The sequence below is a fragment of the Methylobacterium aquaticum genome (genome assembly GCF_016804325.1).
GTDB classification, from domain to species: Bacteria; Pseudomonadota; Alphaproteobacteria; order Rhizobiales; family Beijerinckiaceae; genus Methylobacterium; species Methylobacterium aquaticum_C.
Genome location: NZ_CP043627.1, coordinates 1,045,193 through 1,060,969 on the forward strand (window position 1 = coordinate 1,045,193; position 15,777 = coordinate 1,060,969).

Here is a 15,777-nt window from a genome sequence, read left to right on the forward strand (position 1 = left end):
CTTGATCACCTGAGGGTCTGGATTCCGGGCTCCGCTCCGCGTCCCTGGAATGACATGGAGGATGTCAACATCGTTGTCGGATCAACAGGAATCCAAGCGAAAACGACCCCCGGAGACGAATCCCGGAGGCCGCTTGCCATCACTCCCCGTCGATCTTCGCGCCGATGATCGCGATGGCGCGCTGGTAGACCGAGGCGGCGTTCCAGCCCTGGATCGCCGCGAAGTTCGGCTCGCCGGGCTGGTAGCCGGCACCGGCGCGCCAGCCATGGGCCTTGAGGAAGTTCGCGGTCGAGTTCAGCGCCGTCGAGGCGTTGTCGAGGCTGCCGCCGGTGCCGTAGTTCAGGACGTTCTTGGGCAGGAACTGGGTGTGGCCGATCTCGCCATGGGCGGCGCCGCGGGTGTTCGGGGTGAGCACGCCGCGATCGACCAGGGTCAGGGCCGCGTAGAGCTGGTCGGTGAAATAGGCCGAGCGGCGGCAATCATAGGCCAGGGTCGCCACCGCCGAGAGGGTGTTGACGTTGCCCTTCACGGCGCCGAACGCCGTCTCCATGCCCCAGATCGCCAGCAGCGGGCCCGGCGGCACGCCGTAGCGCTGCTCGATCGAGTCGAACAGGGCCGCCTGCGAGCGCTTCATCGCCCGGCCGCGGGAGATGATCGAGGCGGCGCCGCGCTTGGCCATGAACTGGTCGAGGGAGAGCTTGAAGCTCTTCTGGCCCCGGTCCGCCGCGATGGTCGCCGACGAGTACGAGGTGCCCATCAGCGCCGAGATCGCCGCCGGGCTGGCGCGCCCACGGGCCTCGTCGGCGAATTCCCGCTTCCAGGCTTCGAACCCTGCGGAGGTGTTGCCGCATTGCGCCGCCTGCGCGCTCCCGGCCAGCACCGCGAGACCCGCGGCGATGAGCGCCCTCCCGTAACCGCTTCCGATCATCCCCAACACTCCTTGGGAGCCGCGCGCTCAGCCTCGGGACGTCGGGCCGCCGCGGATCCCGTTTTCAGTCAAGTCGCGTCATCCAAGTCGCGCCCGCCCGTCGGGCGACACTACGATCCCGCCCTCTGCGAAACCTTTACGGCGGAACTGCAACACGACCCGAGACGGACCCGTCTCGAGCGAGCGCGACCGATTCGTCGAAGGAGATAGGGCCGGGCAGGGCCTGCCGGGACGACGGTCCGCGGGCGTGGCCTTTCGGCCACGCCGTCGGTTCAGGCGCCGAGCCCGAAGATCGCCCGCGCCTCGGCCGGGCTGGCGGGGGCGCAATCGAGATGGGCGAGCAGGCTCACCGCCTTCTCGACCAGGGCCGCGTTGCTCGGCGCGAGTTGCCCGCGCGACAGGTAGAGGTTGTCCTCGAGCCCGACCCGGACGTGGCCGCCGGCGGTGGCGGCGAGCGCCACCATCGGGAACTCGGCCCGCGCGATGCCGAAGGCCGACCACACCGCGTCCCTCGGCAGGCGGTCGCGCATCTGCAGCAGGGTTTCGGGCGTCGCCGGCGCCCCCCACGGAATGCCGAGGCAGATCTGGAACAAAGGCGGGGAGTCGAGATGCCCCTCCGCCAGGAGGTGGCGGGCGAGCTCGATCTGCCCGAGGTCGAACACCTCGATCTCGGGCTTTGCCCCCGCCTCGCGGATCATCGCCGCCATCGCCCGCAAATGCGCGGGCGTGTTCATGAAGGCGTGCTCGCCGAAATTCATCGTCGCCACGTCGAGGGTGCAGACCTCCGGCCGCAACGCCGTGACGTGGCGGGTGCGGGCCTCCGGCGAGGCCAGGGTCGTGCCGGGGCCCGCCACGCCCGGGTCGGGATCGCCTGCGACGTAGCGCCCGCCGGCCCCGGTGGTGAGGTTGAGGATCACGTCGGCGTTCCGGTCGCGGATCCGCTCCACCACCTCGCGGTAGAGCGCCAGCTCCATGCTGGGCTTGGCCGTGGCGGGATCGCGGACGTGGATGTGGACCACCGCCGCGCCGGCTGCCGCGGCCTCGAGGGCCGATTGCGCGATCGCCTGCGGGCTCACCGGGACGGCGGGGTTCTTCGACGCCGTGTCGAACGAGCCGGTGAGGGCGCAGGTGATGACGGTCTTGCGAGACATCGGTCCCTCCCTCAGAGCATGCCGCCGTCGACCGCCAGGGTCTGGCCGGTGACGTAAGGTGCGCCGGCGGCGAGGAACAGCATGGCTTGCGCGATGTCCTCGGGCTTCGCCATGCGGCCGAGCAGGGTACGGGACACCGAGTCGGCCTTGCGCTCGGGTGACCAGGGCGCCGTCCACGGCGTCTCGACCAGGCCCGGCGCCACGGCGTTGACCCGCACATCCGGGGCGAGCGCCCGGGCGAGGCTGCGGGTGAGGTTGATGAGCCCCGCCTTGCTCGCCGAATAGGCGATGCTGGAGCCGCGCTGCCCGAGGCCGGCCACCGAGGCGGTGTTGACGATGGCGCCCTTGGCGCGGCGGAGCGCCGGCGCCGCCGCGTGGGCGCAGCGATAGGGGCCGATCAGGTTCGTGGCCAGGATGGTCTGCCAGAACTCCTCGGTCATCGCGTCGAGGTCGGCAAAGTCGATCGGCGTGGTCGTGGCCGGGGTGCCGGCATTGTTGATGAGCACGTCGAGGCCGCCGAGCGCGTCGATTCCCCGCGCCACCATCGCCTCCGCCTCGCCCGGCACCGAGACGTTGCCGGCGAGCGCCTGGACGTTCAGGCCCTCCGCCGTCAGCCGCCCGGCCTCATCCGGCCCGCGGGCATCCTCGGCGAGATGGTTGAGCACCACGCTGGCGCCGCAGCGGGCGAACACCGTGACGGCCGCGAGCCCTATCCCGGAGGCGCCGCCGGTGACGAGCACGCAGCGCCCGCGCAGATCCGCACTGATCATTGGATTTTCCACCCTGCGAAATGTTGTTTCGCGGGAGAGTGGCAGGAGCGGGCGGGTCTTGTCCAGCCAAGGCCGCGCATCGGGGGTGCGCCGTGGCGCGCCTCGACGGCGGCGGCGGCCGTGCCATGATCGGGGGTCGTGCCGGGTGGGGTGCCGTTCGGGCGGTCCGGAGACGACGACGGGGCCGCCCCCTCCCGGAAGCGGCCCCGCTCGTCATCCCGATCCGGCTCGATGCCGGCTTCGCGTCACTGCACCAGGCGCGGTCCGCCGGTCTGCACCTTCTCGTTCTCGCCCAGGATGCCGAGGCGGCGGGCCACCTCGGTATAGGCCTCGATCAGGCCGCCGAGATCCTTGCGGAACCGGTCCTTGTCGAGCTTGTCCTGGCTCTTGATGTCCCACAGGCGGCAGGAATCCGGGGAGATCTCGTCGGCGACGACGATGCGCATCATGTCGCCTTCCCAGAGCCGGCCGGTCTCCATCTTGAAGTCGACGAGGCGGATGCCGACGCCGAGGAAGAGACCCGACATGAAGTCGTTGACCCGGATGGCCAGCGCCATGATGTCGTCGATCTCCTGCGGCGTCGCCCAGCCGAAGGCGGTGATGTGCTCCTCCGACACCATCGGGTCGTTGAGCTGGTCGTTCTTGTAGTAGAACTCGATGATCGAGCGCGGGAGCTGGGTGCCCTCCTCCAGGCCGAGCCGCGTCGCCAGCGAGCCCGCCGCCACGTTGCGCACCACCACCTCGAGCGGGATGATCTCGACCTCGCGGATCAGCTGCTCGCGCATGTTCAGCCGGCGGATGAAGTGCGTCGGCACGCCGATGTCGTTGAGGTGCTGGAACACGAACTCGGAGATCCGGTTGTTCAGCACGCCCTTGCCGTCGATCACCTCGTGCTTCTTGGCGTTGAAGGCGGTCGCGTCGTCCTTGAAATGCTGGATGAGCGTGCCGGGCTCGGGACCCTCGTAGAGGACCTTCGCCTTGCCCTCGTAGATGCGACGGCGGCGGTTCATAGGCGTGTACCGTGGTTTGAGGAAGTCCATGGGGCCGAGGCTCCTGACGACGTGTGGGACCCGCGGCGCGGACGACCTCCGAGACGAGGAGGCCGGGCCGGGGGACGCGTCGCTCCGGGCGTCCCGGCGGCCGGGGGCAAATTACCCGAACCGCGAAGGCAGCACAACGCGTTAGCCTGTGCGCCGGGGAGAGCCCGGACGCCGCTGCGATGGATTGCGGTTGGTGGTCGCGCCGATATGCGCATCGGGCGCCGATGGTGCAAGCGTGGCGGGAGGGGGCGCCATGTCGCGGGCGAGGGCGTCTCCGCCTCGACGGCGCTCCCTCGCCTGACCTAAGCTTGCGGCCACGAGCCGCGCGGGAACCGGCGGCCGATCCGGGAGGGATCACGATGGCGGAACGAGCGATGGCGGAACGGGGCGGCGCGGTGGCTGCGCTGGCGGCGCGGTTCCGCGAGGGCAAGCCGCTGATCACCGCCTGGTGCGGGATCCCCGAGCCCTCGGTCGCGGGGCTGCTCGCCGCGGAAGGCTTCGACACCGTGACGCTCGACATGCAGCACGGCGCCCACGACTTCGACAGCATCAGCCGCACCGTCGCCCTCGTCGCGGCCCGCGGCAAGCCGACCCTCGCACGGGTGCCGGTCGGCGGCTTCGCCACCGTGTCGCGCCTGCTCGATGCCGGCATCTCGGGCATCATCGCCCCGATGGTCAACACCGTGGAGGATGCCCGCCGCTTCGCGGCCCTGGCCAAGTACCCGCCGCTCGGCGAGCGCAGCTGGGGCCCGGCCCCGGCCCTGATGCTGTCGGGCCTTTCCCCCGAGACCTACCTGAAGGAGGCCAACGGCTTCTGCCAGACGCTCGCGATGATCGAGACCAGGGAGGCGCTCGCCGTCCTCGACGACATCCTGGCGGTGGACGGGATCGACGGCATCTTCATCGGCCCCTCCGACCTCTCGATCGCGCTCTCCAACGGCGCCGGCCTCGATCCCGACGGCGCGGCGGTGCGCGACGCGCTCAAGCACGCCATGGCGCGCACCCGGGCGGCGGGGAAGCGGATCGGCATCTATTCCCTGTCCGGCCCGCGCACCCGCGAGCTGATCGCCGAGGGCTTCGACCTGATCGCGCTCTCGGGCGACGGCGCCCTGCTGCGGGCCGGCGCCGCGGCGGCGCTGAAGGAGGCGCGTGGTTAGACGCGCCCCGCCGCCCGCCTGAAGCCGGCGGCGAGGAACTGGCCGGCATGGTGCAGGGCGCCGTCGTCGATGCCGTGGCCGATCCCGGCGGAGAGGTGCCACTCCGCCGGCACGTCCGCCGCCGCGAGCGCCTCGGCCGAGAGGAACAGCGCGTCGACCGGGATCACCTCGTCCTGGTCGCCATGGGCGAGCAGGATCGGCGGCACCGCCCTGACCTGCGGCTTCAGGCTTTCGGGACCCTGGCCCTCCTCCATCACCAGCATGCCGGACAGGCCGACCACCGCCGCCAGGGGGCGGAGCGGCGCAAGGAGACGTGCAGGGCCATCATGCAGCCCTGGCTGAACCCCACGAGGGCGAGCTGGTGGGGGCCCAGCCCCGAAGCCGCGAGTTCCGCATCCAGGAAGGCGTTCAGCGTCGGGCCGGCCCGGTTCACGCCGCGCCAGCGCTCGTGCGGATCGCGGAAGGTGAGAGAGAACCATTGCCGGCCGAAGCCCTGGATGCAGGGCTCGGGCGCGTGCGGCGCCACGAAGGCGGCGTCGGGCAGGAGCGGCTGCCATTCCTGGGCGAGGTCGATCAGGTCGTTGCCGTCGGCGCCGAAGCCGTGCAGCAGGACGACGAGCTGGCGCGGTCGGGCGCCCGAGCGGGGCATCAGGCGCGGGCCGGTGAGGATCGGCATCGGGTCTCGGGCTCCGTTCGATTCTAGGGGGAGAGCGGCGCGCCATCGCGCGCCTTGGCCACCCGGTAATAGGCCCACAGCACCTTGGCGGCGACCCCGCGCCACGGGCGCCACGCCTCGGCCCGCACGATCAGGGCGGCGGCTGTCGGCCGGGTCTCCAGCCCGTCGGCGAGGCGGGCCGCCTCCTGGAGGGCGAGGTCGCCGCCCGGGAAGGCGTCGGGATGGCCGAGGCAGAACAGCAGGTAGACGTCGGCCGTCCACGGCCCGATGCCATGCACCGCCACCATCAGCCGGTGGGCCTCGTCGGCCGGGAGCGCATGCAGGGAATCGAGGGGCAGGGCGCCGCCGATGACCGCGTCCGCCGCCGCCCGCAGGGTGCGGATCTTCGGTGCCGACAGGCCGGCCCCGCGCAAGGTCTCGTCCGGGGCAGCCGTCAGGGTCTCGGCGGTGAGGTCCGGCAGGCAGGCCGTCAGGCGGCCCCAGATCGCCGAGGCGGCGGCGGTGGAGATCTGCTGTCCGACCACGATGCCGGCAAGACCCTCGAAGCCGGGCGGCCGTTTGCGCAACACCGGCTGCGCGCCTTGTGTCACCAGTCGCGCCATCACCGGATCGAGGGCCGCCAGCGCTGCCGTGCCCTCGCGCAGGGCACGTTCCGAATCCAGCAGCACCCCGGTGACGGCGGAGCCCGGCGGGATTATGGCGTGAGAAGCTTTCTTCGTCCGCATGCCGCCGTGCCGTCTCCCCGCCTGCGCTTCGCCCCGAGCCCGAACGGGCGCCTGCATCTCGGCCACGCCTATTCGGCCCTCCTCAACGCGACCATCGCCCGCGCGCTGCACGGCGAAGTCCTGCTGCGCATCGAGGACATCGACCCGCTCCGCTGCCGGCCCGAGCTGGCGGACGCCGTGATCGACGACCTCGCCTGGCTCGGGCTGACGTTCCCGGAGCCGGTCTGGCGCCAGTCGGCCCGGATGTCCACCTACCGCGCCGCCCTGGAGTCGTTGCGGGAGCGGGGCCTGATCTATCCCTGCACCTGCACCCGACGGGAGATCCAGGCGGCGTCCGGCGCCGCCCGCGACCCGGACGGAGCGCCGCTCTATCCCGGTACCTGCCGCGGCAAGCCGGTGCCGGAGGCGCCCCATGCCTGGCGCCTCGACATCGGGCGGGCGCTCGCACGCTGCCCCGGGCCCCATGCCTACACGGCCTTCGCGCCGGGCGAGCCCGACACGGTCCGCACCGCCGAGCCGGCGCGGTGGGGCGATGCGGTCCTCGGCCGCAAGGACGTGCCGACGAGCTATCACCTCGCCGTGGTGCTCGACGACGCCGCGCAAGGGATCACCCACGTCGTCCGCGGCCAGGACTTGGAGGCCGCCACCGACCTCCACGTCCTGCTCCAGCGTCTGCTCGGCCTGCCGACCCCGCGCTACCATCACCACGGGCTGATCCGCGACGCGGAGGGGGAGAAGCTGTCGAAGAGCCTGCGCTCCGAGGCGCTGGCGGCGTTGCGCGGGCGCGGGGTGAGCCCGCAGGAGGTGCGGGCGCGGCTCGGCTTCCCCGGCGGGGACACCGTGGGCACCGAGCCGTGATCCGGCTTCCGCTCGACCTGTCCGGGCAAGGCACGGTCCGATGGACCGGGAGGGCCGGCCGCGCGACGCGTGGGCTGCGCGCCCGACTGACGGCGGCCGAGGAGCGGGAGATCGCCGCCGGGCTTGCCCACAACCCGGTGCCGGGTGACGACTTGGCGTTCCGCGTCAGGACCTGGTTTCCCGCGTGCGGACTTGGCGGCGGACGCTCGATGCCATCGCCCTACTGGACGAGGCGGGCGACCTTCAGCGCCTGGTCGAACATCGCGGCCAAGGCGGCGTTGATCTGGTCCGGACCGTCGGCGGTCCAGAAGTTCCCCGGCGACGCGCAGGATTGAAGCGGCGTCGCCAGCGTCGGGCTGAAGCCGTTGACTCGGTTGTTCTCCCAGGCGACGCCGCCGCCCTTGTCGACGAAGCTGATCTGATTGTAGGGAATGTAGAGGATCGAGACGGTCGCGCCCGCGGCCTTCAGGGCGTCGCAGTTCTTGTAGTCGATCTGCGACGGCTGCGAGCCATCCCACCAGGCATTCGCATAGCCCGGAAACTTCGAGGGATTGCCCGGATAGGCATACTTGCCGTTACTCGACGTGAAGAAGTGCTGACCGTTCTGCATCCCGTCGGTGATGAGGAACACGAAAGGCTTGCGGCTCGCGCTGCTGGAACCGTCCCCGAAGCCGTTGAGGCCGACGATCCCCTTCATCTGCGGGAAGGCGACCTCGAAATGGGTGCCGCCCGAGCCGGTGCCGGTGGTCGGATCGCCCGGGGAGTAGAGCTGCGTGGCCCCGGTATCGAGGAGATTGGTGAAGGCGAGCGGCCAGGGACTCGCGCACTGGGCCGTCGTCTTCAGGCTGCCGAGGTCGCCGGAGAGCGCCGCGAGCGTCGCCAGCTGGTTGACGAACGGATAGAAGCCGATCCGGTACTGGTTCGTCACGGCTTGGTTCGAGGCTCGCTGGAGCAGCGCGCAGACGGCGTTGTTCACCGCGTCCGATCGCAGCTGGATCTTGCCCGCCGCCAGGCCCCAGCCGGTATTGCCGGGGAAATGGCAGGCGAACTGGCATCCCTGCTGGTAATCGGAATACATGTCGTAGTTGACGCTGGCGAGCTGGGTCATGCCGGTCGGGGTCGCGGGCAGGCCCATCGATCCCGAGACGTCGACCATCAGGTAGAAGTCGAGATAGCTCGGCAGGTCGACCGACGCGGTCGCGGTGTTGGTCATCGTCGTGGTCGGAACCAGGAAAATCTTGGAGAAGCTGTTGTTGATCGTTGCCGTATAGGTGATCGACGCGGTGATCGTCAGTCCGTTGGCCGAGGACGAGACCTGCGGCGTCTGCATCGTCACGGTGGCGAGGGGCACGTTGCCGGCATTGACGTTGAAGGTGTTGACGGCCTGTTTCGAGCCCGCGGCGAGGGCGGCAGCCATCATGCCGCTCTCGCCCGAATGGGCGGCGGCGTAGGCCTTGGCGGTCACGACCGCGGCGAGCGCCGCCGCGTCCGCGGCCCGGTCGAGCCGCGTCCGGTCCGTGATGGCGATGCCGTAATCGACCGCGAGCCCGACGAGGCCGATCAGCGGGATCAGGCTGAGACCGAACAGGATGGCGATGCCGCCGTCGCGGGCGCGGGCCAGGGATGCCGCCGCGGCGGTGAACCGGGACGCGCAGTTCAGAAGCCGGGACATTTCGTGGCGATTCCGTCGTTGCCGGTCGTGTCGAAAGTGATGAGCGAGGCGTAGCGCGGCTGGATGTAGGCCGAGCGGGCGATCCGCAGCGAGGGGAGGTAGCCGGCCCGAAGGTCGGGTTGAACGTGAACACCACGTCGATCACCACCATCGAGGCCGGGCCGAAGAGGGAGCGCGGCAGCGTCTGCGGAGTCGGAGCCGCGGTGTTCGAGGCCGCAACCTGCGCGATGCCGCAGGGCCGGTAGGCCGGCCCGCCCGACGGCTGCGTCGTGCCCGTGCTGGTCCAGACCACGTCGGCGCGGTAGCAGGCGGACAGGTCGCTGCTGTCGCTGCAGGACGTCGCCACCTGCGTGAACTGGATGCTGGCATAGTTGATGGTGACGACCTGCCACCAGGACTTGCCCTGCCGCCGGCCCTCGCTCATCAGGTACGGAAACAGCACGAGGGCCGAATCGTAACTGAAATGCAGGTCACCCGCATTGACGGTGGCGACGCTCGTGCTGCCGTTGCTCGGCGGCGTGGTCTGCGAGATCATCTGGCTGATCGATTCCACCACCAGCTCGACCTTGCGCACCGCGTTGATGTAGGCGACGAGCTGGATGCCCCCGAGCATGAACACCAGGAGCACGGGCAGGATCAGTGCGAGCTCGATCGCGGCGAGCCCGTCATCGGCGGCACGGAAGCGCCGGAGCCGGAGCCTGAGACCGGCGCGCATCAGTATCGCTCGACGCGGAAGGCGGCGGTCGAGATCATCAGGTAGGCCGGCTTGCCCTTGTAGGTCGCCGTGGTGGCGATCAGGTCGGCCACGACGGACGGCAGGAAGGTGACCGGGTAGATCACCTGCAGATACTGGTACTGCCCCTGCGTGCCGAGGGTGAACTGGCCGCTTCCCGGCGTCAGGGGCGGGATCGCGAGGCCGCTCTGGTCGGCCTTGACGTAGGCGTAGTAACTCCCGGTCACGACGTACAGGTTGACGATGATGTCGTCGCAGGAGATCGTCGACGGCAGGGTCGCGCACAACGTCTGGGTGAAGGTGGCCAGCGTCGGCGGCGGATTCATCTTCTGGGAATTGCCGACGATGATGTCGCGTGCGGCTTTCTCGACCGCGAAATCGAGCCTCTGGCCGAAATAGAGAATCTGGGCGACGGCCAACGTGAACAGCAGGGCCACGATGAACATCAGGCCTACCAGGGCGAACTCGACGGTGGTCGATCCCTTGTCTTCACGGAGGAGGCGAAGCGTGTGCCGCATGCCGCTAGCCCTAGGGCAAGCAAGTTAAGATCGCGGTAATCGGATCTCGGAGAGTCCGGGACTCGGACCGTCGGACGCGATGCCCGGACCGGTTACCCACAGACCCGGCCCCGGCGGCGAGGTCCTCCGCCGATGGGCGCGCCCGCCCGGCGCTTGCGGGCGTATCATACGACTTCCGATTGATCGCTTCGCGATGCGGAAATCGGCTTCGCTCAAACCAGTGAAGCCTACGGCTTCGCCGCGCGGGCTCGTGATACGAAGTCCGGAAGTGATCGTCCGGACTTCGTATCACGGATCCTTGGCGATCGCCTCGATGTCCCGGTCGACGCCGCTCTCGACCTTGAAGTCCTGGGTGTAGACCTTGCCGTCGTGGCGGGCGATGAGCTGGTACTCGCCTTCCGCCAGCGTCACCTGCGGAAAGGCGCCGATCGCCTCGCGGATCGTGTCGCCGCCCGGCGTCAGCACGCTGAAGGCGGTCCCCGCGAAGGCCTCGGTGCCGGGGGAGGCGACGAGCTTCAGCGTCACGGTGGCGGCGCGGTGGTTGAGGGTCGCGTCGGTGAGACGCCCGTTCTCCACCTTCAGGTCGGCGCGCTGGATCGCGTTGGAATCGCCCCAGGTCGAGACGACGTGGTAGGTGCCCTCGGGCAGGCGCACCACCTCGCCGGCCTTGACGCCGTCGCGGACGAGCCGCCCCTCCGGGTTGTTGCCGATCGGCACGAAGACCGCGAAGGCGAGCTGGCCCGGGGCGATCTTCGCCTCGCCGACCGCGCCGGCGAGGCGCAACGCCCCGGCATTGACGGTGAGCTGGTCGCTCGCCGCCCCGGAATTCAGGGTCACCCGCTTCGAGGTGCTGACGAAGCCGTAGGTGACGTTGGCCAGATAGGTCCCCGGCGGCAGCCGGAAGGTCGGCTGCGCCTCCTCGGAGCGGGCCAGCACCACGGGCTTGCCGCCCTCCGGCCGGTCCTCGTAGATCCGCCAGGTCAGGCCGCCGCGCAGGGGCTTGGCCTCGCTGGTCAGCACCGCCCGCAGGGACAGGCTGGCCTCGGCGGGGGCCGGCGCCGGGGGCGGGCCCTGCGTCACGCCCTGCGGCGCGGCGCCCGTGAGGGGGGCCGGTGCCTGCGCCAGGGCCGGGAGGTGTCCCAGCGCTGGGCTTGCCGCGAGCGCGAGCGCGAGCGCCTTACCGTACCGCCGTCTCGCCCGCGTCATCGTCCCTCGCCAGCAACTCGCTCGCCGCCGCCACCAGGTTGTCGACCGAGAGCGGACGGAACTTGAACTCGACCACGTGCTTGCCGGCCGGCACCTCGACCCCGCGGAAGAGCAGGTTGGTGCGCAGGATCGGGCGGCGGGCACCGTCGACCCGGGCCTGCCAGCCCGGATAGAAGATGTCGTGCAGCACCAGCACGCTGTCGCGGTCGGTCTCGACCTCCACCGTGACGATATTGCGGCGATAGGCCAGGATCGTCGCCGTGCCCTTCGCCGCGGTCACCGGGGCCGCCGGGTCCTTGAGGCCGAACTCGCCCGAGATCTTCGGCACGCTGTCCTTGTCGACGAGCGCGGTGTCGTTGCCCTCGAAGTCGGGCAGTTCGTCCTGGTCGAGCACGCTCTCGGAATCGACCGGGACGAGGCGGGTCGCCAGATAGGCCCGGGGCTTGGCCGGATCGAGGCGGTAGATCCACATCTCGCCCGAGCCGTAGAGGAGCTTCGCGCCGGTCAGCTGCGGGAAGTGTTTTGGGAGTCGCTCGGCCGGCCGGTCGAGGACGAGGTATTCGAGGCCGAGCAGGCTCGCGAGCCGCGAGCGGTAGCCGCGGAACAGCCCGGGGAACTGGCGCAGGTTCGGATCGGCGGCGTTCTCGCCCGGGCCGACGGCGCGCTCGTAATCGGCGAGCCGCAGGGGGTTGTAGCCAATCGTGTCCTCGAGCCCGAGCACCATCGAGGCGTTCTGCCAGGCGCCGCCGAGACCCAGGATCTCGACCCGGGGATGCTCGCCCTTGGCGTGGCGCGCGTCGAGCTCGGCCTTCAGCAGGGTCAGGCCCTGGAGCTGCTCGGGCGGCAGTTTCTGGAACACCGCGTAGCGGCCCGCCGGCTCGGCATTGAGGGAATTGCCGGCATTGCGCCAGACCAGCTCGGCGCCGAGCACGGCCACGAGGCAGGAGGCGGCGAGCGCCCGCCGCCGCGGCGTCGCCCGCAGCATCACCATGACGGCAACGAGCGCGATGCCGGTGCCGATCAGGCCGTCGCGCAGGGCGTCCGGCAGGTGCTGGCCTTTGGCCGCGTAGCGGTAGGACACCCACACGATCCCCGCCAGGATGGCGAAGGCCGCGCCCGCAGGGCGAGGCGGGCGGCCCGCGCGAGGCCCGCCGCGCCCGAAGACAGCCGGGGCGCGCCCTCGGTGACGTAGCGGTGGACGAGGTAGCCGGCGGTGAGCGCCAGCCCGATATTGATGACGAAGGTCGCGTCGGCCGGCCGGCGGTAGAGGTCGACGCCGGGGAAATGGTCGAAGATCGGTGCGAAGAGCGGGGTGTAGCGCCCCAGCGCATAGAGGATGGCGGCGCCGAGCACGATCACCGGGTAGCGGATCTCCCGGGCGGCGAGGCGACCGCCGGCGATGCCGTGCCAGAGGATCAGCACTGCCGGCAGGGTGCCGGCGAACAGGTAGTTCACCGCCCGGTCGGTCCAGGTGTTGCCGTCCATCGATTGCCAGTCCGGACCCCAGTAGTCGTAGGTCCAGCGCAGCGAGCCGAACACGTCGGCGAACAGCGTGGTGGCGAAGCTCGACGGCGGCAGCGAGCCCATGATCGCCGCGCCGTAGCCGAAGGACGGCCGGGTCGAGGTCATCAGGAACTGCATGGTGAGGAGCGAGGGCACGGCGAGCAGCGCCCCGCCGACCACGCCCATCACCGCGAGCACGCCGATCCGCGCCCGCAGATAGGCCAGCGGCGCCGGCGCCGTCAGGATCGCGTGGAATGCGACGCCGATCAGGCTCAGCCCGCACAGGAAGGCGACCTGGTCGCGCCCCACCGTCATCACCGCGGCCACCACCGCGAAGGCGAGACCGAAGGCATAGGAGCGGCGCGCCAGCGCCTCCTCCAGGAGCCACCAGGCCAGCGGCACGAAGCCGTAGGAGATGATCATGCCGGTATGCTGGAGCCGGGCCGAGGCCGAGCCGCCGAGCACGAACACCATCGCGGCCGCGACCGCGCCGGCCGGGTGCCAGCCGCGGCGGCGGAACAGCAGCAGGGTCGCGACCGCGCCGGGGATCAGGTGGGCGAACACCACCGCGTCGAACAGCTCCATCGACGGGGAGGGATCGAGCCACGCGAAGAACAGCATGGTCGGGGTGAAGAGGAGCGATTGCGGGTCCGCGACCGAGGGGTGGCCGGCGAAGTGGTAGGGGTTCCAGAGCGGCAACTCGCCGTTGGCGAGCGCGGCGCCGAGATAGCGCAGCATCGGGTAGAAGTGGTTCTTGGAATCCCACGGCACCACGGCGCCGGCGAGCGGCCACACCGCGGCGGCGGCGGCCCAGAACAGCATCACGGCGGCGAGCGCCAGCCAGAGGTCCCGGGAGGTCCAGGCATGGACCGGTGGGAGATGGGCCGGTGACGTTTGGGAAACGGGGGAGCGCGTCATGGTGCGGTCGGCGTCCTCGGCACCGGCTCTCCCGGCGCAGGGCTAGTCGTCGCGCCCGGCCGTGGCCGTCCGGGGCGGAATGGTGCTTAAAGGGAGCATCGGGGCGCCAGCGTGGCAGCCTGTCGTTCCGTCCGCCCGCTATAGCTCAAGCCACTGAAGCCGAGATGAACGCAACCCTCGACCTTCTTCGCACCCGCCGCTCGGTGCCGCCGGCGCAGCTCGCCGGCCCCGGCCCTTCCCGAGAGGAACTGGACACGATCCTCGCCGCCGCCGCGCGCGTGCCCGACCACGGCAAGCTCGCGCCCTGGCGCTTCATCCTGATCGAGGGCGAGGGGCAGGCCAGGATCGGCCGCGTGGTGGCCGAGGCCTACCGGGCCGACCATCCGGAGGCCGACGACAAGCGCCTCGCCCTCGAGGCCGGGCGCCTCGCCCAGGCGCCCCTGGTGATCGCCGTGGTGTCGCGGGCCGCCCCCCACGTGAAGATCCCCGACTGGGAGCAGGTGCTCTCGGCCGGCGCCGTCTGCATGAACCTGATCGTGGCGGCCAACGCGCTCGGTTTGCGCACCGCCTGGCTCACCGAGTGGATGGCCTATGACCGCCGGGTGCTCGACGCGCTCGGCCTCGACCCGGCCGAGCGCCTGGCGGGCTTCGTCCATGTCGGCCGGGCCGGCGAGGTGCCCCCCGACCGGCCGCGGCCGGCGCTGTCCGAGATCGTGACGCGGTACTGAGCGCGAGCGGGCTGGCGCCGGGCCCCGGGGATGCTCTAACTGGCGGCGGGCGGTCCGGACGGGCCGCCGCTTCCAGAGCATTTCGGGGCCGCCGATGCATTACGACGCCGAGACCCGCACCCTGCCGCACAACCCGTTCAAGGCGCTGGTGGCGCCGCGCCCGATCGGGTGGGTCAGCGCGATCGGCGCCTCGGGTGCGCTGAACCTCTCGCCCTACTCGTTCTTCAACGGGATCGGGGACAACCCCGAGATGGTGATGTTCTCGTCCTTCGGCCGCAAGGACGCGCTGACCTTCGCGGAGGAGGGGGGCGAGTTCGTGTGCAGCCTCGCCACCTTCGACACCCGGGAGGGCATGAACCAGTCCTCGGCGCCCCTGCCGCGGGGCGAGAGCGAGTTCGCCTTCGCCGGTCTCGCCACCGCCCCGTCGCGCAAGGTGCGCCCGCCGCGGGTGGCCGACGCGCCCGCGGCCCTCGAATGCAAATGGCTCCAGACCATCCCGCTCGTGCCGGCCGGCGGGGGCGAGGCGGCCTACTTCATGGTGATCGGCCAGGTGGTGTCGATGTATATCGACGACCGCTTCGTGACGCCGGAGGGCCGGGTCGATACCGGGGCGATGCGCCCGATCATGCGCGGCGGCTACTTCGATTACTTCACGGTCGAATCCGAGAACCGCTTCGAGATGCGCCGGCCGGCGGGCGGGGGTGACGTGCCGAAGCGGTGAGGGCAGACGCCTCGCGCTGCGGAACTGGCCGGGACAAGAGGGGCGCGAGTTCTCTCCTCTCCCCGCGGGCGGCAGGGCTGTCCGGGGAAAAGAAGAGGCGCGGGAAATCCCCCTCTCACCGCGGGCGGGAGAGGACTTCATCGACCTTGTCGTCGATGAAGTGAGCGGAGGCGCAGCCGGAGCGAGGGTGAGGGGGAGGTTCCGGAAGAGCCTCATCCTGAGACACCCCCTCACCCTCGCCCTGCGGGCTCCCTTCACCCCCGACGAGGCGGGTCTCCCCTCTCCCCGCCCGCGGGAGAGGGGAGACCCGCGCTCTTCTCGTCTCGAAAATTTCCCCGGACCGTCCTGGCACCCGCGGGAGGCCTCATGCATCAGGTGAGAGCTTCGAACTGCCGTGCTCGCCCCATGCCTCCCGTACCCACCGGCGAGGTATCTCTCTCCGTGCCGCACGTGAGGCCGATATCGGGTCCGAC

General features: G+C 70.8%; 14 protein-coding genes and 2 pseudogenes. 4 read left to right on the forward strand and 12 right to left on the reverse strand.

Annotated features, from left to right (window positions below; genetic code table 11):
- Positions 1 to 139: 139 nt before the first annotated feature.
- The 4 genes from F1D61_RS04580 to purC form a co-directional block, all read right to left on the reverse strand.
- The gene (locus F1D61_RS04580) at positions 140 to 928 is read right to left on the reverse strand and encodes a lytic murein transglycosylase (protein WP_203156703.1); all 789 of its coding nucleotides are present in this window, start codon (positions 926 to 928) and stop codon (positions 140 to 142) included.
- Positions 929 to 1,200: 272 nt separating this feature from the next.
- Entirely contained in the window at positions 1,201 to 2,079 is an 879-nt protein-coding gene (locus F1D61_RS04585) for a 3-keto-5-aminohexanoate cleavage protein (RefSeq protein WP_203156704.1), read from the reverse strand.
- 11 nt (positions 2,080 to 2,090) lie between these two features.
- On the reverse strand, positions 2,091 to 2,849 hold the full coding sequence (locus tag F1D61_RS04590) for an SDR family NAD(P)-dependent oxidoreductase (protein WP_203156705.1): 759 nt from the start codon (positions 2,847 to 2,849) through the stop codon (positions 2,091 to 2,093).
- Between the two features lie 245 nt (positions 2,850 to 3,094).
- Positions 3,095 to 3,889, reverse strand: coding sequence for a phosphoribosylaminoimidazolesuccinocarboxamide synthase (gene purC, locus F1D61_RS04595; RefSeq protein WP_063928401.1), 795 nt, complete (start codon positions 3,887 to 3,889; stop codon positions 3,095 to 3,097).
- A gap of 374 nt (positions 3,890 to 4,263) precedes the next feature.
- On the opposite strand from purC, the gene F1D61_RS04600 reads away from it, so the two are divergent.
- A complete protein-coding gene (locus F1D61_RS04600) occupies positions 4,264 to 5,046 on the forward strand; it encodes an HpcH/HpaI aldolase family protein (RefSeq protein ID WP_203158926.1) in 783 nt (260 codons plus the stop codon).
- Here the strand turns inward: F1D61_RS04600 and F1D61_RS04605 are convergent.
- Positions 5,043 to 5,722, reverse strand: a pseudogene (locus tag F1D61_RS04605) (alpha/beta hydrolase). The gene F1D61_RS04600 and the pseudogene F1D61_RS04605 sit on opposite strands and share 4 nt — an antisense overlap.
- A 23-nt stretch (positions 5,723 to 5,745) precedes the next feature.
- Positions 5,746 to 6,447, reverse strand: a complete 702-nt coding sequence (locus F1D61_RS04610; RefSeq protein WP_203156706.1) for a DNA-3-methyladenine glycosylase family protein — start codon at positions 6,445 to 6,447, stop codon at positions 5,746 to 5,748.
- A 6-nt stretch (positions 6,448 to 6,453) separates the two neighbouring features.
- Between F1D61_RS04610 and gluQRS the strand changes: the two genes are divergently transcribed.
- Positions 6,454 to 7,305 (forward strand): tRNA glutamyl-Q(34) synthetase GluQRS, encoded by an 852-nt coding sequence (gene gluQRS / locus F1D61_RS04615; RefSeq protein WP_203156707.1) that lies wholly within the window; start codon positions 6,454 to 6,456, stop codon positions 7,303 to 7,305.
- Between the two features lie 220 nt (positions 7,306 to 7,525).
- On the opposite strand, the gene F1D61_RS04620 is transcribed toward gluQRS, so the two are convergent.
- From F1D61_RS04620 to F1D61_RS33865, 6 genes and pseudogenes are all read right to left on the reverse strand, one after another.
- Positions 7,526 to 8,977 carry a pilus assembly protein TadG-related protein gene (locus F1D61_RS04620; protein WP_203156708.1) on the reverse strand — a complete coding sequence of 484 codons (1,452 nt, stop codon included), beginning with the start codon at positions 8,975 to 8,977 and terminating at the stop codon, positions 7,526 to 7,528.
- A 610-nt stretch (positions 8,978 to 9,587) separates the two neighbouring features.
- Positions 9,588 to 9,692: pseudogene (locus F1D61_RS34980) on the reverse strand (TadE/TadG family type IV pilus assembly protein); the annotation flags it as partial.
- A complete protein-coding gene (locus F1D61_RS04630) occupies positions 9,692 to 10,228 on the reverse strand; it encodes a TadE/TadG family type IV pilus assembly protein (protein ID WP_203156709.1) in 537 nt (178 codons plus the stop codon). The gene F1D61_RS04630 and the pseudogene F1D61_RS34980, both read right to left, overlap by 1 nt.
- A gap of 288 nt (positions 10,229 to 10,516) precedes the next feature.
- Positions 10,517 to 11,434 carry a hypothetical protein gene (locus F1D61_RS04635; RefSeq protein ID WP_203156710.1) on the reverse strand — a complete coding sequence of 306 codons (918 nt, stop codon included), beginning with the start codon at positions 11,432 to 11,434 and terminating at the stop codon, positions 10,517 to 10,519.
- Positions 11,406 to 12,515, reverse strand: a complete 1,110-nt coding sequence (locus F1D61_RS33860; protein WP_246775714.1) for a YfhO family protein — start codon at positions 12,513 to 12,515, stop codon at positions 11,406 to 11,408. Before F1D61_RS33860 ends, F1D61_RS04635 begins: the two co-directional genes overlap by 29 nt.
- The gene (locus tag F1D61_RS33865) at positions 12,455 to 13,855 is read right to left on the reverse strand and encodes a hypothetical protein (RefSeq protein ID WP_246775715.1); all 1,401 of its coding nucleotides are present in this window, start codon (positions 13,853 to 13,855) and stop codon (positions 12,455 to 12,457) included. The genes F1D61_RS33860 and F1D61_RS33865 overlap by 61 nt, the downstream gene beginning before the upstream one ends.
- Before the next feature lie 164 nt (positions 13,856 to 14,019).
- Here F1D61_RS33865 and F1D61_RS04645 point away from each other — a divergent pair, with 164 nt between their 5' ends.
- Both F1D61_RS04645 and F1D61_RS04650 read left to right on the forward strand, forming a co-directional pair.
- Positions 14,020 to 14,583 carry a nitroreductase family protein gene (locus F1D61_RS04645; protein WP_203156711.1) on the forward strand — a complete coding sequence of 188 codons (564 nt, stop codon included), beginning with the start codon at positions 14,020 to 14,022 and terminating at the stop codon, positions 14,581 to 14,583.
- Positions 14,584 to 14,677: 94 nt separating this feature from the next.
- Positions 14,678 to 15,304 (forward strand): flavin reductase family protein, encoded by a 627-nt coding sequence (locus F1D61_RS04650; protein ID WP_203156712.1) that lies wholly within the window; start codon positions 14,678 to 14,680, stop codon positions 15,302 to 15,304.
- The last annotated feature ends 473 nt before the right edge of the window (positions 15,305 to 15,777 follow it).